This is a genomic window from Myxococcus guangdongensis (genome assembly GCF_024198255.1).
Lineage (GTDB): Bacteria > Myxococcota > Myxococcia > Myxococcales > Myxococcaceae > Myxococcus > Myxococcus guangdongensis.
Window position 1 is genome coordinate 646,327 of sequence record NZ_JAJVKW010000006.1, and the last position, 26,086, is coordinate 672,412.

The window sequence follows — 26,086 nt, forward strand, 5'->3', positions numbered from 1 at the left end:
GGCAGGGCCGCTACCTGTCCGTGCCGAAGTAGCGGTCTCCGAAGTCGCCGATGCCCGGCATCATGTACGCGTGCTCGTTGAGCCGCTCCTCGATGGAGGAGGTGACGAGCTTCACGCGCGGGTAGCGCTGGGTGACGGCGGCGATGCCGTGTGGCACGGTGATGAGCGTGATGAAGATGATGTTCTCCTCCGCCACGCCCTTGTCGAGTAGCACCTGGATGGCGGCGAGCGCCGTCCCTCCCGTGGCCAGCATCGGGTCGAGCAGCAGCACGTGCCGCTTCGCGATGTCGGGAGGGAGCGCCGAGTAGTACAGGTGCGGCAGCTTGGTGACCTTGTCACGCTGGATGAGGATCTTCCCGATGCGAATCGACGTGCACACGGCGCGCAGGGCCGCCTCCATGCTCTCTCCCGCCCGGGCGATGGAGACGCCGCAGATCTCCGAGGCGAAGCGCAGCCCGGGGTAGGTCCGGCCCACGGGGGTCTGCACGTCGTGGCGCTCGAAGGGCAGCAAATCCAGCCCCGCCTCGATGAGCATGCGGATGATGCGTCCGGAGTAGAAGACGAAGTCCTCCCGGCTGGCGGTCCGGTCGCGGATGAGCGTGTGCAGCGCGCGCAGCTGGTTCGTCTGCGGCAGGAGGTGGAGGGTGTCGGGATACGTCGCCTGGGGCGACAGGGGCGTGGCGGTGGACATGGCGGATGACTCCCAGCGCTCGGGTTATTCTTCGGTGGGTGGGTGCTCGAAGCTCTTCGGGAGCTCCGGCGTCGACGTGAAACACCCGGCCGCCACGCGGTAGAGGGCGCGGCAGCCGCTGCGCTTCCAGACCCGATGCAGCACGTAGACCAGCTTCGGGTTGTGCTCCTCGGCCTCCTCGAAGGCGCGCGCGACGATGTGCTCCCAATCCTGGCCCTGTCGCGGCGGGCCGCCGATGTCGACGGCGTCCTGGAAGCTGTCGCCCAGCGCGGCGAGCGTGGCGCGCTGGGGGAAGTCCGCGCGCGAGAAGACGATGCCCAGCATGCCCAGCCAGAAGAGCCGCGCGACGGACCGGTGCTGCTCGGGTGGCAGCCTCTGGGCGATCTGCTCCATCGCGTGCAGGGACGTGATGAGGTGCAGCAACACGAAGTCCCCCGGCTGCGCCAGGTAGAGCAGGGTGACGGCGTGGTAGAGCTGCTCCCAGACCGCGGGGAGCTCGTCGGTGTCCAGCCACGCCGGGGTCTCGTACATCAAGGGGTGACCCACCTCGAGCATCCGGGCAATCCGATACTGGAGGCCCGAGCGCGCCAGCTCCGGGTGGGTGCCCGTCGCCACCCACGTCTCGGGGTCTCCGATGGCCTCCTCCACCCAGCGCCGCAGCCCCACGCCGGGGTCTTCCCAGCGGCCGGCGATGCGCAGCAACGAATCCAGGGCCCGCCCCTCACGGGGGCGCTCCGGCGGTGGCGGGGCGATTCGCTCCGGATGGCAGGACACGAAGGAGAAGGCCATGTACGCCAAGCCCTCCACCGCCATCCACGGATGGTCGATGTCCAGCGCCCAGCCCAGGTGGATGGTGGCGTGGGTGAACGCGCCCACCCAGCCGGGCAGCAACCGCGGCAGGTACCGGGCCAGCACCGCGTCCATCCCTCGCTCCTGGATGAGCCGCTCCATCAGCTCGCAATAGGACGCATAGCTGGTGCGCCGGCCCAGGTGCTCCGCCCAGCTGGCCTCGGTGATGACGTGGCGGGGCGCCCGGGGCGGCTCCAGCCCATACCCATACGGAGTCAGCCGGGCGTACTGCTCGTAGTAGGCGCGCACGCGCTGCTCGGAGGCGCCCAGCCCCACGAGCGCCACCACGGCGTGTTTGACGTGGTTGGTGAGGTGGCCATTGAACTCGATGTGATAACGCCGGTCATCCAGCAGCTCATCGACCCATCGGGGGAGTGTCATGCGTCTTGGCCTGGGTTCGGGGTGCGTTGGACACCCGGGTCAGGTGGATTCCCAGCAGGACGATTCCCACCCCCAGGCACCGCACGGGCGAGGGGGCGAGCTGCAGGCGCTGGGCATCGAGCAGGACGGCGGCGATCATCTGCCCGCCGATGACCAGGAGCACCGCGTTCATTGCTCCCAGTCGGGTGAAGACATGGCTGTTGACCGCGACGAAGAGCGCGCCGAAGAACCCGCCGAGGTACGCGGACCAGGGGGGCGTGGACGCGCCGTCCAGCCTCCAGCCCCCCATCGCGACGAGCAGCAGCGTGAGGAACAGGAAGCCGACCCCGTGGTTCCACAGCGAGGCCTTGAACGGCCCCAGCCGGGTGCTGAGCTTGCCATTGATGGCGCGACTGGTCCCGATGAACAGCCCATTCAGCAGCGCGAGGAGGATGTAGGGCGCCATGTTCACACCCGGTCGAAGATGATGAGCGCGCTGCCCGTCAGCACCATCAGGGCGACGCCGAAGTCGGCCAGGGCGATGCGCCGCTTCGGCGTGCGGAACAGGCCGAAGTGGTCCGACACGATGCCGAAGAGCACCTGCCCCACCAGCATGAAGGCGATGGTCCCCGCCAATGACAGACGGCTGTTGACGGTGATGGCGGCGAGGATGACCGTGAAGGTCCCGGGCACGCCCCCCAGGTAGAACCACCAGGGCGGCCTGTCCGCCGAGCGGGCGCCGGTCAGCGCGGGCGTCGCGCGTCTGGAATAGACGGCCACGAGCAGCAGGGCCGCCGCCGCGCCCAGGCCATGCGCCACCCAGGACGCCACGACGGGGGTCGTGTGTCGGGCCAGCAGGCTGTTGAAGTGGATCATCAGGGCGAGCAGCGCTCCCCCCGCGATTGCCAGAAGCCAGTCCGTGGAACGTCCAGTCATGAGCGTCGCCGCCTGTCAGTCCTGTCGGGGTCCCGTCGAAAGATAGTCCAGCACCTCCCTGAAGGAATGGGCAATCCAGGTGGGCTCGGCTGTCTTCAGCTCGTCCAATCCGTGCACACCGTAGGTCACCGCGATGGAGCGCAGCCCCGCGGCCCGCGCCATGTGCAGGTCATGCGTCGTGTCTCCCACCATCACCGCGTGCTCGGGGGCCACCGACAGCTCGCGCAGGATGCGCAGCCCCATCTCCGGCGCGGGCTTGGGCCGCGTCACCTGGTCCGCGCCGACGACGACGTCGAAGAAGCCCCTCAGCGTGGCGGCGGTGAGCAGCGCGTCGGCGCTGGAGTGGAACTTGCTCGTCGCCACCGCCAGCCGCACTCCTCGGGCCCGCAGCGCGGCGAGCCCTCGTTCCACGTCGGGGAAGAGCAGCTGTTCGGCGCGCGGGAGGACCTGCTCCCTGAACGCGCCCTGGTACTGGCGGATTGCGCGCGCGACGAGCGCGTCGTCGAGCGGCACCTCCATCAGTCTGCTGAAAGCCTGCTCGAGCGGCAGGCCGATGGTGGCCCGGATGCGCGCTGTGTCCCGGGGGGCGAGCCCCAGGGCGGCGAAGGCCTCGCAAAAGGTCTCCACGATGGCGCGCGGCGTGTCGACGAGCGTCCCATCCAGGTCGAAGATGGCAAGGGATGTCATCATGGCTCCTTCAGTGGGGGATGCGCTCGCGACGGTGGCGGGCGTGCGCCGTGGCCAGGCGCCCCGCCAGCCGCGCCGTGCCGATGAGCACGGACATGTTCGCCTTCGCCGAGCGCCCCTCGGTCGCCTTGTCCACCGCGCGCATCAGGTACTTGGTGAGCGCGTTGCCCCGGATGCCTTCCTTCTGTGCGCCGAGCATCGCGCGCGTCACCACCGCGTCCACCTCGCGCGCGTCGATGGCGTCCTCGGCGCGGATGGGCTGGGTGACGAGCAGCCCTCCCGGACCGCCCAGCGCCCAGTGCTGTTCGATGGCGCGGGCAATCGTCGCCTCGTCGTCCATGCGGTGGGGGCTCGGCAGCCCGCTGGAGACACAATAGAAGGCGGGGAAGTCGTCGGACCTGAAGGAGATGACCGGGACGCAGTGGGTCTCCAGGAACTCGAGCGTCAGGGGCAGGTCGAGGATGCTCTTGGCTCCCGCGCAGACGACGGCGACCTTCGAGCGGGTGAACTGGATGAGGTCCGAGGAGATGTCCATGGAGCTCTCCGCGCCCCGGTGCACGCCGCCGATTCCCGCCGAGGCGAAGAAGCGCAGGCCGGCGAGCTCCGCGGCCACCAGCGAGGACGCCACGGTGGTCGCGCCCCGGCCGCCGTGCGCCAGGATGATGGGCAGGTCGCGGCTGCTGACCTTGGGGATGCCGGGCGTGGTGCCGAACCGCTCGATGTCCGCCGCCGACATGCCCACCAGGAGCTGCCCGTCCTCGACGCCTATCGTCGCGGGGACGGCGCCGCCCTCCCGGACGGCGTCCTCCACCTGATGGGCGGTGGCCACGTTGTGCGGGTACTCGAGCCCGTGGGTGATGACGTTCGATTCCAGGGCGACCACGGCGCGGCCTTCTTCGAGCGCGGTCCGCACCTCCTCGCTGACGCGCAGGGGGACCTCCGACCTGGGGACAAGGGATGACATGGTGGACTCCGCGTCAGTAGTTGGGGGCCTTGCGCAAGAGCTCCTTGCGCTGGACGATTTCGGGGACGTAGACGCGCTCGTTCCAGACGTCCCTCTCCACCGGCTCCAAGGCGATGGAGATGACGCCCGGCTCGCAGCGGAAGGCGGCCTGGACCGCCAGGGTGATGGCGGCCACCAGCTCGGCCTCGCGCGCCGGACCGAGGGGGATGGGGAAGTGCTTGATGTTGACGTGAGGCATGGTGGCTCCGTGCGGAAGCGGGTGGACGTCAGGCGGCGTGGTGCTCCAACTGCTCGTCGAGCCACAGGCGGTGGTGGAGCCTGCGCACCAGCTCGTCGATGTCCGGCTCGCGCAGCAGGCTGTAGTGGTCCGCCTCCAACTGGACGACGGTGGGCGGGCGCGCGGAGTAGCCGCTGCTGTTCTCGATGAAGGAGTAGTCATCCCCCTGCGCCTTGAAGAGGGTGACGGCGGCCTGGAGCTTGCGGTCCAGCAGCTCGCGGAAGCTGTACTGGAATTCGAAGGTCTGCTGCACGATGCGGATGATTCTCCGCACCAGGTCCGGCTCCAGTCGGGTGAGCCTGCCGCAGATGAAGCCCACGAAGGAGTCCTCGTCCCGGGAGACCTCCAGGCATTCGGTCAACGCGGGGTCGGTGATGCTCCCGGCGAACACGGAGAACAGGATGCTCACGTAGGCGGGGTTGGCGAAGCCCGGCTCGCTGCCGTGGGCGGCGGTGTCCCTGGCGCGGACCCTGGGGGAGCCTGGGGCGATGAGGAACAGGTGCTCCACCTGCTCCCCGGCCTGCTCCAGTTGCCAGGCCGCCTCGAAGGCGACGCGCGCGCCGAAGGAGTATCCCCAGAGCGTGTAGGGCCCGCGGGGCTGGATGCGGCGGATGGCGGTGAGGTCCTCCTGCGCCATGCGCGCGAGCGTGGCGTAGGGCGTCTCGCCCGGGTTGATGCCGTGGGCCTGCACGCCGTAGAAGAGCCGCTCCGTGCCCATGCGGCTGGCGAGCAGCTGGAGGTTCATGGTGTAGCCGCCCAGCCCCGGCCAGCAGTAGATGGGGCGGCGCTGGCGCCGCTCGCGCAGGTGGACCAGCCGGGACGCGGGCTGGGCGTCGCGCGCCTCGACCTTGCGCGCGAGCTGCTCCACGGTGGAGGCCTCGAAGAGGACCTGGAGCGGCAGCGTCGTCTGGAACAGCCGGTTGAGCTTGTTGATGATGCCCACGGCCAGCAGGGAGTTGCCGCCCAGCTCGAAGAAGTCGTCCTGGACGGAGATGGCCTCCCGCTTCATCTCCTGGCGCCAGAGCCCGGCGACGCGCTCCTCCGTCGGCGTGCGGGGCGCCACGAAGGGCCGCTCGACGAGCTCCACGTCGCGTCGCTCCAGGGCCTTGAGGTCCAGCTTCCCGTTGGCGGTGAGCGGCAGCGCGTCCAGCACGATGACCCGGTTGGGCATCATGTAGTCGGGAAGGGTGCGCAGCAGGTCCTCGCGAATCATCTCCGCCGGCCCCTGCATGTGGACGACGTCCTCCTTCATGCCCTCGCTGAGCCGCTGCTCCTCGCTGACCCGGCCGCCGACGAAGAAGTACGACGGCCCCGTCGGGTGTCCCAGCCCGCGCAGCAGTGCGTCCATCCTCCGGGCGGAGGGCAGGTCGTGGCCGCTGTGGGAGCTGTAGCCCGACGACATGAAGCCCAGGTGATGCTCGTTGGCCTGCAGCTGGTGCAGCTTGCGCCCCAGGTCGATGTACTGACGCCAGGTCCGCTGGGTCCGGCTCACGACGGTGATGCCCAGGCTCGCCCGCTCGTACACCTGCTGGTTGATGGCGATGACGTGACGCTTCTGGATGAGCTCGTCGGAGACCTTCTTCAGCATCCCCTGCTGGTAGTGGTACTGCCCTGGCGGCAGCCCCATCACCTTGCCCGGGTGCGGCTGCACGTAGAGGTCGACCGCCTCCTCGAGTCCTCCGTCCGCGGCGCTGACCAGCTCGAAGCTCCCCAGGTAGACATCCGAGTCGGCGCAGTCGAGCAGGGTGCGCGTCCCTGGCGTGAAGGGCAGCTCCCGCAGCCCCAGGCCGTGGCGGGGGAGGACCTCCTCGAGCAGGCCCACCATGTGGCCCGCCTCGATTTCGAGCACCTCCTGGATGTTGTTCTTGTACGTCGGCTCGATGGCGCGCTGCTTCCCCAGCCAGTGCAGCGACACCCGCGGCGCGTCGGACGCGGGCCGCTGCCGGACGAGGACGAGCTGGTGGTGCAGCGGGTGGTAGTAGTAGCAGCCGGGGGGCAGCTCTCCGAAGCCAGACAGCTCCAGGTAGAGCTGGGTCGCGTACAGGGCGCCGGGCGAGGCATAGGCATACTTCGGCAGCAGCCGCTCCTCGCTGGGGAACTGGCCGAAGTACCGCAGCAGCTCCCCCAGCGCCCGCAGGTCCAGCGACTCGACGGCGCGTGACGGCGCCGGGGGCGCGCGCCCGCCGAGCAGCCGCAGGACATCCGCCTCGCTGACCGCGCCGCCCTCGAAGAAGCGGTAGGTCTTGCGCGCGAAGACCTCCCGCCGCTGACGCTCGGTGGGCTCCCGGCCGGGCAGCTCGACGACGGGTCTGCCCAACAACTCCCGGGGCTCACGGCAGCCCGGGTTCGACAGCTGGGCCTTGACCTGGAGCTTGCTCTGCTTGGACTGATGGTGGGCGCCGTGGTTGCCCTGGTCCATCAGCGCGGCCTCCTTCGGGTTGAGCTCGAGGTACGCGATGAGGTTCTGGAAGCCGGTGTGCGGGTTGTCCTTGATGATGACGGCCGCGTGCTTGACCCAGTCGTGGGTCTCGATGGCCAGGCGGATCTCGTCCAGCTCCACGCGGAAGCCGCGGAGCTTCACCTGGTTGTCCGCGCGCCCGGCGAACTGGACGGTGCCATCCGGGTTCCAGGTGGCCAGGTCGCCGGTGCGGTAGAGCCGCGCCCGGCCCTCCTCGGAAGGGAAGGGGTCGTCGACGAAGCGCTGGGCGGTGAGGTCCGGCTGGTGGAGGTAGCCTCGGGCCAGCTGGATGCCGCCGATGTAGAGCTCGCCCTGCTCGCCTGGGCCCACCGGCGAAAGCCCCGCGTCGAGGATGTGGTAGCGCGTGCCGTGCACGGGCGCGCCGATGCTGAGCGTGTTGGGCCCCGCCTGGAGCGTCGCCGGGTCGACGGTGAAGGACGATGAGTTGATCGTGCACTCGGTGGGGCCGTACAGGTTGACGAGCGTGCATCGGGGGAGCGCGGTGAGGCACTGGTGCGCCAGCCCCTTGGAGAGCGCCTCCCCGCCGCTGAACACCTGTGTGAGGGATGCGCAGCGGTGGAGCCCCTCCGTGTCGATGAGGGCCTGCAGCAGCGTGGGCACGCACTGGAGCGTCGTCACCTGGTGGGTGGAGATGAGCTCCAGCAGCCGCTCGGGCTCCCGGTACACGCCGGGCCCGCCCATGACCACCCGCGCGCCGCGGCAGGGGGCGAGCAGCTCCCATTGGGCAGCGTCGAAGCTCATGGGGGTCTTCTGGAGGACGACCTTGTCGGCGCCCAGCCCATGCGCGCTCGACAGCCAGCGCATCTGGCTGACGATGCTGCGCTGTTCGATCATCACGCCCTTGGGTCTTCCCGTGCTGCCCGACGTGTAGATGACGTAGGCCAGGTGGTGGGGCCCAAGCCCAGGAGGGCGCACCGCGCTGGTCGAGGGCCCGGCGCGCGGTGTGGGCGCCTCCGCGCCCTGCTGGAGGGTGAGGATGCGGGTGCCGTGTGGCGCCAGCTCGGCGAGCCGGGCGGTGAGGTGTGGCTGGGTGAAGACGACCTGGGCGCGGCTGTGCTCCAGCATGAAGCGCAGCCGCTCCTCGGGATACTCGGGGGCGAGCGGCAGATACGCCGCGCCCGCGAACAGGATTCCCCACGCGCCCACCATCAGCTCGACCGAGGGCTCCACGAACAGCCCCACGCAGTCATCCGGCCCCACGCCAGCGTGGCCGAGGCGCGCCGCCAGCCCGGTCGCGCGCTCCACCAGGGCCTGGAAGGTGAGCTGCTCGTGTCCGTACACCACCGCGACGGCGTCGTCGGGCTGGTGGCGCGCCTGCTCCAGCAGGAGATCCGGCAGGCACGCCTCTTCCTCCACCCTTGGCGCGAGCGCGGTCTCGGCGCGCACCTCGAACACCAGGTGCACACGCGGGACGCTCCCCTGGTGATGGGAGACGAGTGGCCGTGCTGGCCCTCCATGGCACAGCGCTCCCTCCTTCCAGTCGCAGCGCAGACCGTCGATGAGCACGTCCGCCCCCGGCGGTACGCGCAAGGGCAGATGCAGCCGGAGCCAGCCCTCTTCCAGTGCTTCGTCGGCGGGAAGGACCGAGGGCCCTCCCGGGAACAACGTCAGCAGCCGGACTGCCCGGGTGGGCGCGTCCAGGCCCTCGAGCAGCGCGATCAGGGAGGTTTCGGCGGATGCGTCCAGACCTCCGTTGCCCTCGGTGGAGGTCTGCGCTCGCGAGGGGAGGGGCACCCACGCGTGAGAGGCCTTGCCGTCGCCCTGGGTGGGCAGTCGCCCCTCTCCTTCCAGGAGTCGCAGCGCTGCCTGCGCCCGCGCCACATCGTGGGCGCGAGGCAGTCGGATCGTGATGTCGCTCATCATCGTTCTCTTTCAAGGATGTCGCGAGCCTGGCCCGCGCGTGGCGTCCCCGCGTGCGAGGCGCGAGGGGAGACCTTGTGACTGGTAGTGATTGAGTCCTCTCGGGAGGGTCCCGGGTGCTGAATGCGGGATGTCTTGGTTAACAGGCGCGGCATGGTGCGTCAATTCGTATTGTGTTTGTTTTGCGGGGTGTGGCGGGTTCTCGTGCGGGTTCACAAGTGGAGGTGGGCGTGTTTGCTTGTTTGTGTCTGTTTTGTCGTGGAGGTGATGCGGGTGTGGTTGTGATAGCGGAAAGCTACGGTGCGGGAGCGGGTGTGGATGCGTTGGATTGCGCACGAAGGTGGAGCCTCGGGGACCAGGAGGGAATGGGGGGCGGCCGAGCGAGGCGCTCCGACGGTCCTGGAGCGGGCGGGCACGCTCGGCTCCTCGCCATGGATTCCAGGCGTGGCGGAGTCGTGCATGTCTGGGTTCAATCGGGCTTCGAGCGGATGCGTCCCCGCTGGAACTGTTGCTTGCGGGGGGGCGAATCTGGCTGACATAGTGGAGCGCTCGGAGCGCCCCGAATACATGGGAGGATTGAGGGTGAGCGACAATTCCGTGACATCACCAACCGGTGACTTGCAGCGAGTCATCGACTTCATCCTGGAGCTGGACAAGCTCAAGGGGGTGACTCGCAAGATCAAACCGCTGGGACTGTCGCGTTACGAGAACTCAGCGGAGCACAGTTGGCAATTGGCCTTGTTGGCGCTCTCGCTGTCTGCCTACGCACCGGCGGGAATCGAAATGGACCACGTCGTGCGGATGCTGCTCGTGCACGATGTGGGTGAAATCGATACCGGTGACACCCTCGCTTTCGTGGAGGGCGGGTGGAAGGAGCGCAAGGCGGCGGAGTTGCGGGCCGTGGAGAGGATCTTCGGCCTGCTTCCCGAGCCCCAGGGTGCTCGCTTCCTCGCGCTGTGGCGCGAGTTCGAGCAGGGGGAGACGCTGGCGGCCCGCTTCGCGAACGCGGTGGACCGGGCCATGCCGGTGTTGCTCAACCTGTCCAACGAAGGACAGAGCTGGCGGGAGAACGGCATCAGTCATGCCCGCGTGGTGGCCCGCATCGCACCGCCCATCCAGGCGGGGTGTCCCGCCCTGTGGAGCTACCTGGAAGGCCGGCTGGAGGATGCGCGCCAGCGCGGCTTGTTCGGCGCCTGAGGCATCCTCACCCGGGCGGGGCGCGCGGCGGCGTGGGTGCGGGCACATGTCCCGCCCGCACCACGTAGTCTCCGAAGCCCTCTCCGGACCGCCGCTCGCGCGCATACGCGGCGAACAGCGGTTCGAGCGTGTCGAGGATGGTCGCCTCGTCGATGTTCTCCCGGTACAGCCGATTGAGCCGCTGCCCTCGACTGTCTCCACCCAGGTGCAGGTTGTACCGACCCGGTGCCTTCCCCACGAGCCCCACCTCCGCGAGATACGGCCGCGCGCAACCGTTCGGGCAGCCCGTGATTCGCAGCAGGATGTTCGCGTCCTGGAGGCCGTGCGTCTTCAACCGCTCCTCCACCCGCTCCACGAACGTCGGCAGGTAGCGCTCGGCCTCCGCCATCGCCAGGCCACACGTGGGCAGCGCCACGCACGCGAGCGCGTTGCGTCTCAGCGGGCTCGCCGTCCGGAAGCTCTCCAGCCCATGTGCCCGCACGAGCGCTTCGATGCGCTCCCGTGACTCCGGGGGAATGCCCGCGATGATGAGGTTCTGGTTCGGCGTCAGCCGGAAGTCCCCCGCGTGGATGCGCGCGATCTCCCGCAGACCCGTGAGGTGCGGCGCCCCGGGTCTGTCCGCCACGCGCCCGCTGTCCAGATGAAGCGTCAGGTGCCAGCGCCCATCATGGCCCTCGCGCCAGCCGAAGCGATCTCCGTTGTGCTCGAAGGTGAAGGGCCGCGCGGGCTCCAGCGTGAATCCCAGCCTGCGCTCCAGCTCCTGCGTGAACCACGCGACGCCCTTGTCCTCCAGTACGTACTTGAGCCGCGCGCGCTTGCGATTGCCCCGGTCCCCGAAGTCTCGGTGGATCTTCAGCACCTCCTCGGCCACGAGCAGCATCTGCTCCGGCGCCACGAAGCCAATGACATCCGCGAGCCGAGGGAAGGTGCTCGCGTCTCCATGCGTGGCCCCCAACCCTCCGCCCACCGTGACGTTGAAGCCCTTCAGGACGCCATCCTCGAGGATGGCGATGTAGCCCAGGTCGTGGGCGAAGAGGTCCACGTCGTTCTCCGGGGGCACCGCCACGGCCGCCTTGAACTTCCTCGGCAGATACGTCGCGCCGTAGAGCGGCTCCTCCTCGCCACCGGCCACCTTCTCCTCACCCAACCAGAGCTCGTAGTACGCGCGCGTCCTGGGCAGCAGGTGCTCGGACAGGCGCACCGCCCAGTCGTAGACGACCGCGTGCACCCGGGTGTCCACCGGGTTGGGATTGCACAGCACGTTGCGGTTGACGTCGCCACAAGCGGCCAGCGTGTCGATGAGGGCCGCGTTGATGCGCGCGATGGTCGGCTTGAGGTCTCCCTTGAGGATGCCGTGTAGTTGGAAGGCCTGCCGGGTGGTGATGCGCAGCGTCCCGTTGGCGTGCTCACGGGCGAGCCCGTCCATCACCAACCACTGCGCGGCCGTGCACACGCCGCCGGGCAGCCGGGTGCGCAACATGAAGCTGTAGTCCGGCTCCAGCTTCTGCTGCCGACGCTCCTCCCGAGCGTCCCGGTCGTCCTGCTGGTAGCTGCCGTGGAACTTGATGAGGCTGGTGTCGGCGGGGGCGATGGCGCCCGTCACCGGGTCGGCCAGGCTCTCCGCCAGCGTGCCGCGCAACAGACGGCTGCTCGCCTTGATGTGCTCCACCTCGGAGAGGGGCTTGGGCTGAGGGCTCATGTCTTCGCTCGCAATCGGGTTTCAGTAGACGTCACGCAGGTAGCGCCGCTCGTCCCGCAGGGTTTTCAACCAATCCTCGGCGTCCTCGCGGCTGCGAGCGCCGTGCTCGACGACGATGTCCACGAGCGCCTGATGGACATCCGGCGCCATGCGCTGGGCATCGCCGCACACGTAGAGGGCCGCGCCTCCCTCCAGCCAGGCGTAGAGCTCCTTGCCCGACTCGCGCAGGCGCTGTTGCACGTAGACCTTCTCCGTGGTGTCACGCGAGAAGGCGACGGACAACCGGTGCAGCGTCTTCTTCTTCAACGCCTCCAGCCACTCCGTCTGGTACAGGAACTGGGTGCGGAAGTGCTGCTCGCCGAAGAAGAGCCAGTTGCGGCCCTTCGCGCCGGTCTCCGCGCGCTCCTGCACGAAGCCCCGGAACGGCGCCACCCCCGTGCCCGGGCCAATCATCACCACATCCCGCGCACCGTCCTCCGGGAGCCGGAAGCGCTCGTTGCGCTCGACGAAGACGCGGACCGAGTCCGTCCCGGCCACACGCGTGGCCAGATGGTGGGACGCGGTGCCGAGATGCCGCGAGCCGAAGGCCGTGTAGTCGACCACCGCCACCGTCAGGTGCGCCTCCGCGCCCACGCGCTTGGGACTCGACGCAATCGAGTAGAGCCGGGGCGTCTGCTTCCTCAGCGCGAGCACCAGCTCCGTCGCGCTCCAGGGGGCGGGGTGCTGACGGAGCACATCGATGACCTGGTGCGAGCGGAGCAGCGCGCGGAAGGACTCCGCGCCTCCCGGGGACAACACTGCGATGAGCCCCTCGCTGCCACCGAGGGCGGCCTGCCGCTCCAGGAACGGACGGCTCAGCCGCGTCAGCTCCAGCTCCTCCGTCAGCCAGTGGCCGAGCGGCTGGGTCTTCCCGTCACGCGTCACCGGCTCGGAGGCGTCGAGGCGCAGCGTGGACAGCACCGTCTCCACCAACTCGGGAGGATTGGCGGCCCACACGCCGAGCGCGTCGCCCGGTGTGTACTCGAGCCCCGAGCCCTCCAGTGACAGCTCCACGTGGCGGACGTCCTTGAGCGCGCCACTCCCCGTGATTCGCTGGTTGGCCAGCACCGGCGCGGTGAACGGGGTCTGCTTGCTGACGACGACGGGGGCGGTCGGCACACCTCGCAAGGGGACGATGGTGGCGACGACGGGCGTACGGGGCTCCAGCGCTTCCCGCGCGCGTTCCAGGGTCTGGTCCAGCCAGCCGGAGGCCACGGGCTCGAAGTCCAGGTCGCAGTCCGCGCGCGCCACCAGTCGTGATGCGCCCAGCTCCGCCAGTCGCTCGTCGAGCTGTCGCCCCACCTCGCAGAACTTCGGGTAGCTGGAGTCACCCAGCCCGAGCACCGCGTAGCGCAGCCCTTCCAGCCGGGGCGCCCGCTTGCCCAGCAGGTGCTCGCAGAATCCACGCGCGTCGTCGGGCGGATCTCCGTCGCCTTGCGTGCTGATGACCACGACGAGCCACTTCTCGCGGGCGAGCTCTCGCACCGGATACTCGCTGGCTCTCACGAGCCGCACCGGCAACCCGGCGCGCTCTGTCTGCTGCTTGAAGCGCTCGGCGAGCAGGCGGCTGTTCCCCGTCTGCGTCCCATAGACGATGGTGAGCGGTGTGGCGGAGGTCTCCGCCGGCGGCGCCACGGATGTCACGGGCTGCACGCTGGCCGCACGTGTCGCGAGCCCCGCCGCGTAACCACTCAACCAATGAAGGGCCGAGGCATCCAGGCCCTCCACCAGCTGGAGCAGCTGCGTGCCCCGCTCCGCGCCGAGCAGCGCGTCGAGGAAGGGCGGTGTCGAAGTCAGGCTCTCTGGAGACGAGACGCTCATGTCCCGGCCTCCGACGTCAGGTTCGCCACCCATTGCTCCAGTGTCTCGGTGTCGTCCAACTCCCACCACCGGGTCCGTGCCTCCAGGGCCTCCTCGCGCAGCGCACGGCGAAGCAGGGGCGCGTCCGCGTGGACCAGCGCCACCAGCCCCGCGCGTGACAGGGCGAGCGCGACCTCCACGTCACCCGCGACGGTCGCCACCACGCGCCCGAGGTCGAACAGCCTGCGCTCCAGCGCGAAGGCGCGCTCGACGGCCGCCGGTGTCGCGGGGAGCAGGACGATGGCGCCAGCCTGCCCCAGTCGCTGTTCACGCTCGCCTTGGGACACGAGCGACGTGTCCGTGCGAGACGCGGACTCGGCCCGTCCCAGCACCATCCCCGCGCCCACCGTGTCGTGGGTGAGGGCGTCGATGACGATGAAGGCGCCCGTGCGGCGGTTCTCCTGGTACGCGTCGCACAGGAGCGGGCGGCGGCACACCAGTCGCACGCGGCCGATGTCGTTGAGCGCGAGCGTCTCCGCGGGGGCCTCCGACAGGTCCTCCAACTCCTTGCGCCACAGCACGCGCTCGACCTGCACGGGCGTGGTGCGGGTGCCCTGCTTCACCAGGTAGCGGCGCGTCGCATCCAGCGGCTGCTCGCCGAACCACACCAGCATGGCGTCCAGGTGCTGCAGGGAGAGCGGCGGCTGGTCCACGTGGGAGAGCACGTCACCCCGGCTCGCGTCCACGTCGTCCGAGAGGCGCAGCGTGATGGACGCGGTCGCAGAGGCTTCCGCCCGTGGACCATCGAACGTGTCGATGGCCTCCACCCGTGTCCTGCGCCCCGAGGGGAGCACCTGCACCTCGTCGCCCACGCGCACCGTGCCCGAGGCGACCTGACCCGCCAGCCCCCGATAGTCCTGGTGCGGTCGAATCACGTACTGCACGGGGAAGCGGAACGGCGCGCCATCCAACCGGCGCTGATGGGGCAGGGACTCCAGCCAGCTCAGCAGCGTGCCGCCCTCGTGCCAGGGCGTGTGCGCGCTGGGGCGGGTGATGTTGTCGCCCCGGCTCGCGCTGACGGGGAACAGTCTTACCCCCTCGAAACCCAGCGTGCGCGCGAAGTCCGCCAGCTCGCTGCCGATGCGCTCGAAGGTGGCGCGCTCGTAGCCCACCAGGTCCATCTTGTTCACCGCCACCGCGAGGTAGGGGATGCCCAGGAGCGAGGCGATGTACGCATGACGCCGCGTCTGCGGCAGCACGCCCAGGCGCGCGTCCACCAGGATGACCCCCGCGTCCGCGGTGGAGGCCCCCGTGGCCATGTTGCGCGTGTACTGCAGGTGTCCCGGCGTGTCCGCAATGATGATCTTCCGACGCGCCGTGGACAGGTAGCGGTAGGCGACGTCGATGGTGATGCCCTGCTCACGCTCGGCGCGCAGGCCATCGGTGAAGAGGGAGAAGTCCAGCTCCTCCTCCTCGCCCCCGCCGGCGGCGGCCTTGAGACCCTGGGCCAAAGCCTCGGTGCGCGCGGCCGCGGCCCGCTTCGCGCTGGCCTTGCGCACGGCGGAGATCTGGTCCTCGAACAGCCCATCGCACTCATACAAGAGCCGGCCGATGAGCGTGGACTTCCCATCATCCACCGAGCCCACCACCGCGAGTCGCAGCAGGGAACGGTGGGCGTGCTCGTCGAGCAGACGCTGGAGGTCGGGTTGGAGTGGAGCCTGGAGTGCGGTGTCCATCAGAAGTACCCCTCGCGCTTCTTCAGCTCCATGGAGCCTTCTTCGTCGTGGTCGATGAGCCGGCCCTGGCGCTCGGACTGTCGGGCGTGGACCATCTCGTGGATGACGGCCTCCACGGTGGTGGCGGAGGACTCGATGGCGCCGCTGAGCGGGTAGCAACCGAGCGTCCTGAAGCGCACCTTGCGCGGCGTGGGCTTCTCGCCGGGACGCAGGCGCATGCGCTCGTCGTCCACCATCAGCAGGGTGCCGTTGCGCTCGATGACGGGCCGCTCGGCGGCGAAGTAGAGCGGCACCACGGGGATCCGCTCGCGCAGGACGTAGTGCCACACGTCCAGCTCCGTCCAGTTGGACAGGGGGAAGACGCGCATGCTCTCGCCCGCGTCGACGCGGCCGTTGAAGAGGTTCCACAGCTCCGGCCGCTGACGGCGCGGGTCCCACTGGCCATGCTTGTCCCGGAACGAGAACACGCGCTCCTTGGCGCGGGACTTCTCCTCGTCGCGGCGCGCTCCACCGAAGGCCGCATCGAAGCCGTGCTGCGCGAGCGCCTCCAGCAGCGCCTGCGTCTTCATCGCGTGCGTGTACTTCTGACTGCCGTGGTCGAACGGGTTGATGCCCTCGGCGAGCGCCTTGCGGTTCTGGTGCACCAGGAGCTTCAGCCCGTGCCGCGCCACGAAGCTGTCCCGGAACGTGTACATGTCCCGGAACTTCCACGTGGTGTCCACGTGCAGCAGGGGGAAGGGCAGGGGCGCGGGATGGAAGGCCTTGCGCGCCAGGTGCAGCAACACCTGCGAGTCCTTGCCGATGCTGTAGAGCATCACCGGGTTGGCGAACTCGGCCACCGTCTCCCGGAGGATGTGGATGCTCTCGGCCTCCAGCTCCTCCAGGTGTGTGGCGCGAGCGTGTGTCGTGTCAGTCATGTCCGGCCTCCGCTCTACGAGGAAGGGGCTGCTCTGGTGTCGAATCCCGGCGCGCGGTGAGCGAGGCCAGCCGCGCGCGCAGCGACACCACCTCGCCCACGACCAGGAGCGCCGGGGAGCCGAGGCCCGCTTGCCGAGCCTGTCGGCCCACGTCACCCAGCGTGCCCTCCACCACGCGCTGGTGCTCCCAGGTGCCTGCCTCCACCATCGCGGCGGGAGTCGTCGCCGCGCGCCCCGCGGAGATGAGCGCCGCCGTCGTCTCCTCCACGCGCTGCCCGGCCATGAACAGCACCAGCGTCTGGGCCCGCGCGAGGAAGGACCAATCCGGAGCCCCCCCCGCGCGGAAGGCGGTGGCGAACGTCACCTCCCCGGACAGGTCCCGATGGGTGACGGGGATGGCCGCGGAGGCGGGGACGGCGATGCCCGCGGAGAGGCCGGGCACCACCTCGTAGGGGATGCCCGCGGCCTCTAGCGCGAGCGCCTCCTCCGCGCCTCGCCCGAAGACGAACGGGTCTCCGCCCTTGAGCCGCACCACGGTGCGACCCAGCCGGGCCTGTGCGATGAGCACCGCGTGGATGTCCTCCTGTTGGACGGAGTCGCCTCCGCCCTCCTTGCCCACGTAGATGAGCCGCGCATGTGGCCGCGCGTGCTCCAGGACGCCCGGGTGGATGAGCCGGTCATGCACCACCGTGTCCGCCTCCCGCAGCAGGCGCGCGGCACGCAGCGTGAGCAGCTCCGGGTCTCCTGGGCCCGCGCCCACCAGGTACACGCGACCTCTCGACGACTCTTTCATGTGGGTTCCCCCGAGGACTTCCAGTACTCCAATTCCGTGCGCAGCCGGGCGAAGGCCCTCGCCTGCTCACCCCGCGCGAGCAACACGCCCAGGTCGCCCTCCGCCAGTCGCTTGAGCAACCGCTGGCGACGAGGACCCCTGGGCAGCTGTCGCCTCAGCCACCCGCTCAGCCTCGCGAGCAACACGTGGTGGGGCGCGATGTGCGAGGCGAGCGCGCGGCGCAGGTGCCTCGCCAGCGCGGGGGCCTGACCCGCGGTGGAGACGGCCACGGTGATGGGGCCGCGGCGCTCCACCGAGGGCAGCGTGAAGTCACACAGCTCCGGCTCGTCCGCGGTGTTGACCCAGAGCCCTCGCGCTCGCGCCTCGGTGGCGATGCGCTGGTTCACCGAGGCGTCATCGGTGGCCGTCAGCACCAGCACGTGGCCCTGGGTGTCTCCGTCTTGATAGGCGCGAGACACCCAGTCCAGCCGGCCTTCCTTGGCCAGCTTCGCGAGCGTGTCCGTGAGGGTGGGGGCGATGAGCTGGAGGTGTGCGCCTGCATCGAGGAGGGCCAGGGCGCGGCCCTCGGCGACGGGGCCACCTCCGACGAGCAGGACGCGGCGGCCCTCCAAGCGGAGGCAGATGGGATAGTCGACAGGGATGGCGGTCGTCATGGTGTGGCCTCGGTTCATCGGACGGGGTGGAGGCCGCATTCGCTGTGCTCGCGCGCCTCCCACCACCAGCGGCCCGCGCGCTCGTCTTCGTACGGCTTCACGGCGCGGGTGCAGGGCGCGCAGCCGATGGAGGGGTAGCCCCGGTCATGGAGCGCGTTGTAGGGAACGCCGTTCGCCTGGATGTAGGCCCAGACCTGCTGCCGGCTCCACGCCGCCAGGGGGTTGAGCTTGAGCAGTCCGCCGTGCGTCGCGTCGAACTCGACGACGGAGACCTCCGTGCGGTTGAGGGATTGCTCCCGGCGCAGCCCCGTCAACCACGCCGCCCGGCCATCCAGCGCGCGACGCAGGGGCGCGACCTTGCGGATGGCGCAGCACTCCTTGCGCGCGGCGAGGTCCTGGCGGAAGGAGAAGTAGCCGCGCGCGGACTCGAGCGCCTCCACCTGGGCGCGCTCGGGGAAGTACGTCTCCACCTGGAGGCCGTAGCGCTTGCGGACGACCTCGATGAGCTCGTACGTCTCGGGAGGAAGCCGCCCGGTGTCGAGCGTGAAGACGCGCACACCCGGCGCGTGCCTGCGCGCCAGGTCGATGAGGACCATGTCCTCGGCGCCGAAGCTGGAGGCGATGGCGGCGCGGGAGCCGAGCCGCTGCTCCACCCATTCGAGCAGCGTCTGCGCGGAGGCGGCCTCGAGGGCGGTCGCCTCCGAGAGCAGCGTGGGGACTTCGGGTGAGGTGGACTGCACGGAAGACACGGTGGACTCCAGGGGAGAAAACAAAAGGCCCGCGCCTCTTTCGAGGGCGGGCCGCGCGAGCAGGTGAGGGGGATGGAACGGCTATCCACTCCTCGAGGCTCGTGGGCCGCCCGGAGGCGGACACACCACGCACGCACACGCCAGACAGCGACAGGCGGCCTTCACGTCAGCGCCCGCGCATGCAGGGGCCCGATGGAGGGCCGGCGGCATCGCGAGGGACTGGAGGAAGGCGAGGCGCATGGAGGAGCGACGAAGAGGGTGGGGCGGTGAGCGGAGCGAGAGAGCGTCGGACCTCGGAGACGAGGTGGCGCTGGGCGAGGCACGGCGGGGACTCAGGGAGCGTCCGGCGCGCGCTTCAACAGCCCAGGCCCGAGCGGGCACGACAGGCACACCCCTGACAGCAGCGGCGGAACGGCGCGGCCATCGAGGTGGAAGGCATCAGCACGAAGCGCAAGCTAACGGTTGATACCGCGAGCCGTCAACCCGTGGTCCGACTCACGACTCGTGAGCCCCGCCCGCGCGTCGCGGGAGGGCATGTGGCCCCAGGTGGGGGGACGTCGTTGCGCGTTCCAGGGACGCGGGGGCATCGAGTCGCAGCGCCGAGCGGTCCAGCTCCGAGAGCTGCGGGCGACCCAGCAGCGCGAGCGTGCGGTCGACCTCGGAGGTGAGGATGTCCAACGCCTGCTCCACGCCGGCTTGTCCCTTCGCGGCCAGGCCGTAGAGGAAGGGGCGGCCCACCATGCAGGCGCGTGCCCCCAGGGCGACGGCCTTCACGATGTCCGAGCCCCGGCGGATGCCGCCATCGAGGATGACCTCGGAGCGCCCCTCCACGGCGTCCACCACTTCGGGCAGTACGTCGATGGCGGCGGGGAGGAAGTCGAGCTGTCGTCCGCCGTGGTTCGACACGACGAGCGCCTCGACTCCGTGCGACACGGCCTTGCGCGCGTCCTCCGCGCACGAGATGCCCTTGAGCACCAGGGGGCCGGGCCAGATGGAGCGCAGCCACTCGACGTCCTTCCACGTCACCGCGGGGTCGAACTGGCTGTTGGTGAAGCGCGCGACGCCCACGGCGTTCGCCTGGGTGAGCGCGGGGTGGTCCACGAAGTTGCCGAAGGTGGCGCGCGGGCTGGACGTCATGCGCAGCACCCAGCCCAAGTGGCGCAGCACGTCCATCACGTTGGAGAAGTGCAGGCGCGGAGGGACGGTGAAGCCGTTGCGGCGGTCCTGCTCGCGGTTGCCCATGACGGGCACGTCCACGGTGAGGCACAGCGCGCGGTAGCCCGCGGCCTTCGCGCGGTCCACGAGGGCGCGGGTGACGCCCCGGTCCTTCCAGACATAGAGCTGGAACCAGAGGGGCGCGGAGGACGCGGCGGCGACCTCTTCAATCGTCCCGATGGACATGGTGCTGAGCGTGAAGACGGCGCCTCTGCTCGCGGCGGCCCGGGCGGCCAGCTCTTCTCCTCGTGGCGCGAGCAGGCCCGCGAGCCCCGTGGGGCCGAGGATGATGGGTGTGGCGAGCCGCTCTCCCAGGAGCGAGACGGAGTGGTCGATGACGCTCACGTCCACGAGCGAGCGCGCGCGGAAGAGGTAGCGCTCGAAGCTCCGTCGATTCGCGTCGGCGGTGAAGCCGTCGTCCGAGGCGCCCTCGACGTAGTCGAAGACGGTCCGGGGCAGCCGCCGCCGCGCGCGCTGACGCAGGTCCTCGATGCTGACATTCACGATGCGGGCTCCCGCGAATCCGACGACGTGCGAGAGGATAGCAGCCCCGAGGCGGGAGGACGCGTTGGACGTGGTGAGGTGCCGCTGCCGGGAGGCTTCCTGTCACTCTTGCTCTTCAGGGGCTTCCTGATGTCGGAGCCTCTTGTCGATCATGTCACTGAGGGGGCCTGAGGTAGGGCGCCGTCGCCACCACCAATCGGCGTCCACGAGGCCCGACTTGTTGAAGGTGCGTCCTCCATCATCGATGGTGGCGCTCCGGTACTGCTCGTCTGCTTCCGAGAGGACGGTCTCGAGTTTCTTCGCGAGGGGCGAAGGGAGCTCTTGCACGGCTTCTTCCAATGCGTCGCGCCGGTACAGGTACTCGGCGAATTCTTCGGGGATGCACCGGGTGCTGCCAATGGTTGCCGAGAATCGCATCCAGCTCACCAGCAGAAGCTCGACCGAGTGAGCGCGTCCGCGGGCAAGCCGCAAGGCGAGATACTCATCCAGGATGTGCTGCTCGTCCTCGGAGAGGGCTGTCAGGAAGGGGTATCGCTCGTCGTTTCGAAGGTCTCGAGCCACCTGGTAGCAGCCGTCCACGACAAAACGTCGAGCAACTTCGCGCTGGATCTCCTCCAAAGCCTTCAGGTCGGGCGCTCGGTGGAGGACCTCGGCGATCACCCGCTTCAGCGTGACACCTGCTTCACCCTCGAAATCCTGCCACGTATCGTGGATGAGCTCCTCGGGCCAGGTGCCCCATGGATAGCGTCGATGTATCGGCCAGTCCGCGAGCTGCATCACGACGAAGAAGGTCTTCTGCCGCCGACAGAAGTAGGGGTGGATGAGCCAGTCTCCACCCTCCATCAGCCGGAGGCGAGTAATGCCCCGGGTTCCCACTTGGGCGAGGTCATAGCAGGCTCGCGAGAAGTGAACTCGGTCCTCCCATCGCTCCAGACAGTCGAGGTGCATGCGCGCTTCGCGGAAGCGCGTGAACTCTCCCTCCTTGGGATAAGGGAACGGCAATTGGCTCATCATCACGGACGGGCGGAGTGCGTCCATGCTCTCGCAGAGGATGCAGGGTTGGGTGTCTCCAGGCTCAGGCGACATAGGGTGTGTCCGCCATCCTAGTTGTTGGACCAGATGACGGAGGCGATCTTCCAGCCCGAGTCCGTGTTCACCAGGTGCCAGCTCTCCTGGCCTCGGTTGATGACGCGGTCATCGGAGTGGAAGGTGAACTCGAAGGTGACCGAGGCGATGGTGCCGTCCGTATCGATGCGGACGTTCATGAACTTCTCCTCGCTCCGCCCCTTGTTCGCCACGATTCCGTTGATGAACTGCGTCGGAGTCTCGCGTTCCGTCGGATTGATTCGGGTCGCCTTGGGGTTCTTCTGGAGACGGCGCTTCATGAGCTCGTCGCCGTCGACGGACTGCCAGGTGATGTCCTCGCGCAGGAACAAGCCGAGGAACTTCTTCTTGTCCTTCTGGAGGATGGCGTCGCGGAAGTCGTCGACCACGGCGGTGATCTGCTGACGGGCAGCGGTGGTGTCCTTGGCCGTTGCTTGCGCGAAGGCGGACAGGGACACGAGACAGGAGAGCAGCAGGAGAGACAGCTTCACGCGGGCTCCGTGACAGGGTGGCGGGTGTGTTCGCGCGGCGGACCTGGAAACCCAGATACGCCGCGCTTATTCCGCCGTGTCATCCCTGACCGGAGACGTCAGGCCGCGTCCCGCTTCAGCGCGGCGAGCAGCTGCGCGAACAACGCGGCGAGCGTGTCGACATGCGGCGCGCGCAGCATCGTGTAGTGGTCTCCTGGGACTTCGTGCACCGTGGGCGCCGTCGCGAGCCACGCACCCCAGCCGAGGTCCGGTGTCGCCGTGACGCCCTCGGGCGGCGTGCTGGCCCGGATGAGCACGCTGGGCCCTTCGTACGGCGCGCCCGTGGGGACGTAGGCCCGCTGCGCGGCGCTCATCCGCTGATAGAGGGCGAAGAGCCGCTCCGCCGTGTCGACGTCCAGGTCCAGGCCCGGTGCCACGATGCGCGCCTGCTCCAGCAGGTACGCCAGTCGCTCACGCCCCTCGAGCCGCGTCAGCCGCTCCCAGTCCACGGACAGCTCCCGCCACGGCAGTCCCAGGATGTGCGCGAAGGAGACCAGCTGCGTGAGCGCCTCGGGTGCGGGGCGCGGCTCCGGCCGAGGCGCGTGGCTGTCGACCAGGACCAACATCTCCACCTGCTCACCCTGCGCCTGGAGTCGCCGCGCCATCTCGTGCGCGACGAGCCCGCCGAAGGACCAGCCCGCGAGCAGGTACGGCCCCTTGGGCTGCACGACGCGAAGCTGCGACAGGTAGTCGCGCGCGAGGACCTCGACCGAGGCCGGAGGCAGCTCTCCGCCGTCGAGCCCGCTGGCGGAGAAGCCATGGATGGGACGGCTCGGCGTGAGCCTGCGCACCAGCTCCGTGTAGCCCAGCGCGCTGCCGCCGCCGCCGTGGACGAGGAACAGGGGGCGCTCGGTGGACGTGCCCGCGTCGAGTCGCACGAGGTTCGGCAGGGCGCGCACGCCGGCCTGCTGCTGCTCGAGCACGGAGGCCAGTCGCTCGATGCTGGAGCCCTGGAAGAGCGCCGTGACGGGAAGCGCGATGCCCGTCCGCTCGCGAATCCGCGCCATCAGGCGGATGGCGAGCAGGGAGTGACCACCCAGCTCGAAGAAGTCATCCGAGATGCCGACCTGGGGGACTCGGAGGACGTCCGCCCAGATGGACGCGAGCAGCTCCTCGGTGGGCGTGCGCGGCGCGACGTACGTCTCGGACGGAGCGCCGAGGACGGACTCGGGAGCCGGCAGCGCCTTGCGGTCCAGCTTCGCGTTCGCGGTGAGCGGGAGCGCGTCGAGCCGCAGCAGGGACGACGGCACCATGAACTCGGGCAGCCGCTGCTTGAGGAATGCGCGCAGCGACGTCGTGTCCACGTCATCGCCGACGAAGTAGCCGACGAGGCGCTTGTCACCAGGGACGTCCTCGCGGGCGATGGCCACGGCCTCCCGAATGGCGGGATGCGCGAGCAGCGCGGACTCGACCTCGGACAGCTCGATGCGGAAGCCTCGGACCTTGACCTGCGCATCCGCGCGGCCGACGAAGTCCAGCAGGCCGTCGTGCCGCCAGCGGACGAGGTCGCCGGTGCGGTAGAGGCGCGCGCCGGGCTCGGAAGAGAACGGGTCGGGGATGAAGCGCTCCGCGGTGAGCGAAGGCTGGCCGACGTAGCCCCGAGCGAGGCCGTCACCGCCGATGAACAGCTCGCCCGTGACACCGACGGGGACAGGCTGGAGGGTCGCATCCAGGACCCGGACGTGTGTGCCGGCGATGGGGCGGCCGATGGGCAACGTGGACCCGATGTCCCCCACACCCTGGACGGTGAACACGGTGGCGAAGACCGTCGTCTCCGTGGGGCCGTAGGCGTGGCCCACGGGCACGCCCCACTCCGTCAGCGCGCGGCGGACGTGGAGGGGCGAGACGACGTCGCCGCCCGTGAGGACGCGCTGGAGCGACGCGGGCGCGGGCAGGCGGGCCTCAACGAGCTGCGAGAACAGACCGCTGGTGGCCCAGAGCGTCGTGACGCCGTGGCGAGCGATGGTCTGGAAGAGCTCGTCGAGCGAGGGCGCCTGTGGCGGGAGGATGACCAGTCGCGCGCCGTGGAGGAGCGCGCCCCAGATTTCGAACGTCGAGGCGTCGAAGGAGATGGGGGCGAGCAGCAGGTGTGTCTGCTCGGGACCGAACCGCGTGTAGTCGGTGCCGATGAGCGTGCGGATGACGTTGCGATGGGTGCTGCCGACGCCCTTGGGCCTGCCCGTGGAGCCGGAGGTGAAGTCGACGTACGCGAGCGACTCCGGGAGGGCGGCGTGTGGCACGGGCTCGGTGGACTGGGCCGCCAGCGAGACCTCATCCAGGAGGACCGTGGTGAGGCCCTCCATCGGCAGGTGGGAGAGCAGCGTCTTTGTGGTGACGAGGACTCCGGGCCGCGAGTCCTCGAGCATGGAGACCAGGCGCTCACGCGGATAGGACGTGTCGAGCGGGACGTAGGCGGCGCCGGCCTTGAGGATGGCGACCAGGGTGATGACGAGCTCGGGCGAACGCTCGAGGGCGAGCGCGACGCGGGAGTCCGTGGAGATTCCGAGCGAGCGCAGGTGTCGGGCGAGCTGGTTCGAGCGCTCGTCGAGCTGTCGGTAGGTGAGGCTCGTGTCGCCGTGGATGAGCGCGGCGGCGTCGGGAGTCCGTGCCACGACGCGGGCGAAGACCTCCGGGAGCGTGGAGTCCGTGGACACTCGCGCGGGCGCCAGGGCCCAGGTGCCGAGGACGTCGCGGCGCTCGTCCTCCGTGAGCATGACGTGCTCGGAGAGCGCGGTCTCGGGGCTCTGGGTGATGGCTTCGACGAGCTGCTCGAAGTGCCGGGCCAGTCGCTCGATGGTGGCGCGCTCGAACAGGTCCGTGTTGTAGCCGAGTCCTCCGAAGACGCCGTCCGGGGTCTCCGTCAGGTTCAGCTGGAGCTCGAACTTGGCGGTGGCGACCACGGAGCCCACGTCGACAGGGCTCAGCGTCAGCTCGGTCTTCTGGATGGAGGACTCGGGGGTGTTCTGGAGGACGAAGAGGGCCTGGAACAGGGGGCTGCGGCTCAAATCGCGCGCGGGATGCAGCTCCTCGACGAGCCGCTCGAAGGGGATGTCCTGGTGCGCGTAGGCGCCGAGCGCGGTTTCACGCACCTGACGCAACAGCTCGACGAAGGAAGCGCGCGGAGCGATGCGGGCACGGAAGACGAGCGTGTTGACGAAGAAGCCGATGAGGCCTTCGACCTCGGAGCGATGACGACCGGCGATGGGTGAGCCGACGGCGATGTCGTCCTGTCCGCTGTGCCGCGAGAGCAGCAACTGCCACGCCGCGAGCAGCGCCATGAAGGGCGTGGAGCCTTCACGCTGGCAGAGCGCCTTGAGCTTCGCGGTGACGGCCTGCGGAATGAAGACCGGGAGCGTGGTGCCTCGGAAGGTCTGGAGCGGAGGCCGGGCCTTGTCGATGGGCATCGCCAGGGGCTGGATGCCCGTGAGCTGGCGGCGCCAGTAGTCGATTTGAGCGTCGAGGACAGGGCCCTGGAGCCAGGAGCGCTGCCAGACGGAGAAGTCGGCGTACTGGATGGAGAGAGGGGCGAGGGGGGACGGCCTGCCGTGTGAGAAGGCGTCGTAGAGGGCAGCGACCTCCTGGATGAGGACCCCCATGGACCAACCGTCGGAGACGATGTGGTGCATGTTGAGGGCGAGGACGTGCTCGGTGTCGCTGAGCTCCAGGAGCTGAGCGCGGATGAGCGGACCCGTGGAGAGGTCGAAGGGCCGCTGGTACTCCTCGCGCAACCTCCGCTGGATCTCCGTGCGCGAGGACTCTTCGTCGAGTCCGCGCAGGTCGACCTGTGTCAGCGGTAGCTCTCCATTCGGACTGACGCGCTGGAAGGGCTGACCGTCGTGCTCGAAGAAGGTCGTGCGCAGCGCCTCGTGACGGGAGACGAGGGCGTCGAAGCTGAGCTGGAGGGCCTTCGCATCGAGCAGGCCGGAGAGGCGCACGAAGGAAGGCATGTTGTAGGTGGCGGAGCCGGGCTGGAGCTGGTCGATGAACCAGAGGCGCTGCTGGGCGAAGGAGAGCGGGAGCGGCCCGGTGCGAGGGACGGGGAGGATG

General features: G+C 69.5%; 20 protein-coding genes. 1 reads left to right on the forward strand and 19 read right to left on the reverse strand.

The features are described from left to right. Nucleotides 1-10: 10 nt before the first annotated feature. The 8 genes from upp to LXT21_RS21940 are packed head-to-tail and all read right to left on the reverse strand — an operon-like array spanning nucleotide 11 to nucleotide 9,103. On the reverse strand, nucleotides 11-691 hold the full coding sequence (gene upp, locus LXT21_RS21905; protein ID WP_254040095.1) for a uracil phosphoribosyltransferase: 681 nt from the start codon (nucleotides 689-691) through the stop codon (nucleotides 11-13). A 24-nt stretch (nucleotides 692-715) separates the two neighbouring features. Further along, nucleotides 716-1,921, reverse strand: a complete 1,206-nt coding sequence (locus tag LXT21_RS21910) for a questin oxidase family protein (protein ID WP_254040096.1) — start codon at nucleotides 1,919-1,921, stop codon at nucleotides 716-718. Beyond that, nucleotides 1,896-2,366, reverse strand: a complete 471-nt coding sequence (locus LXT21_RS21915) for a DMT family transporter (RefSeq protein ID WP_254040097.1) — start codon at nucleotides 2,364-2,366, stop codon at nucleotides 1,896-1,898. Before LXT21_RS21915 ends, LXT21_RS21910 begins: the two co-directional genes overlap by 26 nt. A gap of 2 nt (nucleotides 2,367-2,368) precedes the next feature. Continuing rightward, the gene (locus tag LXT21_RS21920) at nucleotides 2,369-2,836 is read right to left on the reverse strand and encodes a DMT family transporter (RefSeq protein WP_254040098.1); all 468 of its coding nucleotides are present in this window, start codon (nucleotides 2,834-2,836) and stop codon (nucleotides 2,369-2,371) included. Between the two features lie 15 nt (nucleotides 2,837-2,851). Then, entirely contained in the window at nucleotides 2,852-3,526 is a 675-nt protein-coding gene (locus LXT21_RS21925; protein ID WP_254040099.1) for an HAD family hydrolase, read from the reverse strand. Nucleotides 3,527-3,533: 7 nt separating this feature from the next. Continuing rightward, nucleotides 3,534-4,487, reverse strand: coding sequence for a pseudouridine-5'-phosphate glycosidase (locus LXT21_RS21930; protein ID WP_254040100.1), 954 nt, complete (start codon nucleotides 4,485-4,487; stop codon nucleotides 3,534-3,536). Between the two features lie 13 nt (nucleotides 4,488-4,500). Then, on the reverse strand, nucleotides 4,501-4,725 hold the full coding sequence (locus tag LXT21_RS21935) for a tautomerase family protein (protein WP_254040101.1): 225 nt from the start codon (nucleotides 4,723-4,725) through the stop codon (nucleotides 4,501-4,503). A gap of 28 nt (nucleotides 4,726-4,753) precedes the next feature. Further along, nucleotides 4,754-9,103 (reverse strand): amino acid adenylation domain-containing protein, encoded by a 4,350-nt coding sequence (locus tag LXT21_RS21940; protein WP_254040102.1) that lies wholly within the window; start codon nucleotides 9,101-9,103, stop codon nucleotides 4,754-4,756. Between the two features lie 582 nt (nucleotides 9,104-9,685). Between LXT21_RS21940 and LXT21_RS21945 the strand changes: the two genes are divergently transcribed. Beyond that, entirely contained in the window at nucleotides 9,686-10,300 is a 615-nt protein-coding gene (locus tag LXT21_RS21945; RefSeq protein ID WP_254040103.1) for an HD domain-containing protein, read from the forward strand. A gap of 7 nt (nucleotides 10,301-10,307) precedes the next feature. On the opposite strand, the gene cysI is transcribed toward LXT21_RS21945, so the two are convergent. The 11 genes from cysI to LXT21_RS22000 form a co-directional block, all read right to left on the reverse strand. After that, complete coding sequence (cysI, locus tag LXT21_RS21950; RefSeq protein ID WP_254040104.1) at nucleotides 10,308-11,999, reverse strand: assimilatory sulfite reductase (NADPH) hemoprotein subunit; 1,692 nt, start codon at nucleotides 11,997-11,999, stop codon at nucleotides 10,308-10,310. Nucleotides 12,000-12,020: 21 nt separating this feature from the next. Next, a complete protein-coding gene (locus LXT21_RS21955; protein ID WP_254040105.1) occupies nucleotides 12,021-13,859 on the reverse strand; it encodes an assimilatory sulfite reductase (NADPH) flavoprotein subunit in 1,839 nt (612 codons plus the stop codon). Continuing rightward, complete coding sequence (locus LXT21_RS21960; protein ID WP_254040106.1) at nucleotides 13,856-15,574, reverse strand: GTP-binding protein; 1,719 nt, start codon at nucleotides 15,572-15,574, stop codon at nucleotides 13,856-13,858. Before LXT21_RS21960 ends, LXT21_RS21955 begins: the two co-directional genes overlap by 4 nt. Then, nucleotides 15,574-16,491, reverse strand: coding sequence for a sulfate adenylyltransferase subunit CysD (gene cysD, locus LXT21_RS21965; protein WP_254040107.1), 918 nt, complete (start codon nucleotides 16,489-16,491; stop codon nucleotides 15,574-15,576). The genes LXT21_RS21960 and cysD overlap by 1 nt, the downstream gene beginning before the upstream one ends. After that, entirely contained in the window at nucleotides 16,484-17,284 is an 801-nt protein-coding gene (cobA, locus tag LXT21_RS21970; protein ID WP_254040108.1) for a uroporphyrinogen-III C-methyltransferase, read from the reverse strand. Before cobA ends, cysD begins: the two co-directional genes overlap by 8 nt. Beyond that, nucleotides 17,281-17,937 carry a precorrin-2 dehydrogenase/sirohydrochlorin ferrochelatase family protein gene (locus tag LXT21_RS21975; RefSeq protein WP_254040109.1) on the reverse strand — a complete coding sequence of 219 codons (657 nt, stop codon included), beginning with the start codon at nucleotides 17,935-17,937 and terminating at the stop codon, nucleotides 17,281-17,283. The genes cobA and LXT21_RS21975 overlap by 4 nt, the downstream gene beginning before the upstream one ends. A gap of 14 nt (nucleotides 17,938-17,951) precedes the next feature. Continuing rightward, nucleotides 17,952-18,677 carry a phosphoadenylyl-sulfate reductase gene (locus tag LXT21_RS21980; RefSeq protein WP_254040133.1) on the reverse strand — a complete coding sequence of 242 codons (726 nt, stop codon included), beginning with the start codon at nucleotides 18,675-18,677 and terminating at the stop codon, nucleotides 17,952-17,954. A 504-nt stretch (nucleotides 18,678-19,181) separates the two neighbouring features. Then, entirely contained in the window at nucleotides 19,182-20,405 is a 1,224-nt protein-coding gene (locus tag LXT21_RS21985; protein ID WP_254040110.1) for an alpha-hydroxy acid oxidase, read from the reverse strand. 102 nt (nucleotides 20,406-20,507) lie between these two features. Further along, nucleotides 20,508-21,443, reverse strand: a complete 936-nt coding sequence (locus LXT21_RS21990; RefSeq protein WP_254040111.1) for a hypothetical protein — start codon at nucleotides 21,441-21,443, stop codon at nucleotides 20,508-20,510. 65 nt (nucleotides 21,444-21,508) lie between these two features. Beyond that, the gene (locus tag LXT21_RS21995) at nucleotides 21,509-22,000 is read right to left on the reverse strand and encodes a nuclear transport factor 2 family protein (protein WP_254040112.1); all 492 of its coding nucleotides are present in this window, start codon (nucleotides 21,998-22,000) and stop codon (nucleotides 21,509-21,511) included. Between the two features lie 98 nt (nucleotides 22,001-22,098). Beyond that, the coding region (locus LXT21_RS22000) for a non-ribosomal peptide synthetase (protein WP_254040113.1) at nucleotides 22,099-26,086 on the reverse strand (3,988 nt) is incomplete at its 5' end.

Bases quoted from the DNA above. Each gene is read 5' to 3' on its own strand.
- upp (WP_254040095.1), bottom strand. From the start codon at position 691: ATGTCCACCGCCACGCCCCTGTCGCCCCAGGCGACGTATCCCGACACC.
- LXT21_RS21910 (WP_254040096.1), bottom strand. From the start codon at position 1,921: ATGACACTCCCCCGATGGGTCGATGAGCTGCTGGATGACCGGCGTTAT.
- LXT21_RS21915 (WP_254040097.1), bottom strand. From the start codon at position 2,366: ATGGCGCCCTACATCCTCCTCGCGCTGCTGAATGGGCTGTTCATCGGG.
- LXT21_RS21920 (WP_254040098.1), bottom strand. From the start codon at position 2,836: ATGACTGGACGTTCCACGGACTGGCTTCTGGCAATCGCGGGGGGAGCG.
- LXT21_RS21925 (WP_254040099.1), bottom strand. From the start codon at position 3,526: ATGATGACATCCCTTGCCATCTTCGACCTGGATGGGACGCTCGTCGAC.
- LXT21_RS21930 (WP_254040100.1), bottom strand. From the start codon at position 4,487: ATGTCATCCCTTGTCCCCAGGTCGGAGGTCCCCCTGCGCGTCAGCGAG.
- LXT21_RS21935 (WP_254040101.1), bottom strand. From the start codon at position 4,725: ATGCCTCACGTCAACATCAAGCACTTCCCCATCCCCCTCGGTCCGGCG.
- LXT21_RS21940 (WP_254040102.1), bottom strand. From the start codon at position 9,103: ATGAGCGACATCACGATCCGACTGCCTCGCGCCCACGATGTGGCGCGG.
- cysI (WP_254040104.1), bottom strand. From the start codon at position 11,999: ATGAGCCCTCAGCCCAAGCCCCTCTCCGAGGTGGAGCACATCAAGGCG.
- LXT21_RS21955 (WP_254040105.1), bottom strand. From the start codon at position 13,859: ATGAGCGTCTCGTCTCCAGAGAGCCTGACTTCGACACCGCCCTTCCTC.
- LXT21_RS21960 (WP_254040106.1), bottom strand. From the start codon at position 15,574: ATGGACACCGCACTCCAGGCTCCACTCCAACCCGACCTCCAGCGTCTG.
- cysD (WP_254040107.1), bottom strand. From the start codon at position 16,491: ATGACTGACACGACACACGCTCGCGCCACACACCTGGAGGAGCTGGAG.
- cobA (WP_254040108.1), bottom strand. From the start codon at position 17,284: ATGAAAGAGTCGTCGAGAGGTCGCGTGTACCTGGTGGGCGCGGGCCCA.
- LXT21_RS21975 (WP_254040109.1), bottom strand. From the start codon at position 17,937: ATGACGACCGCCATCCCTGTCGACTATCCCATCTGCCTCCGCTTGGAG.
- LXT21_RS21990 (WP_254040111.1), bottom strand. From the start codon at position 21,443: ATGGACGCACTCCGCCCGTCCGTGATGATGAGCCAATTGCCGTTCCCT.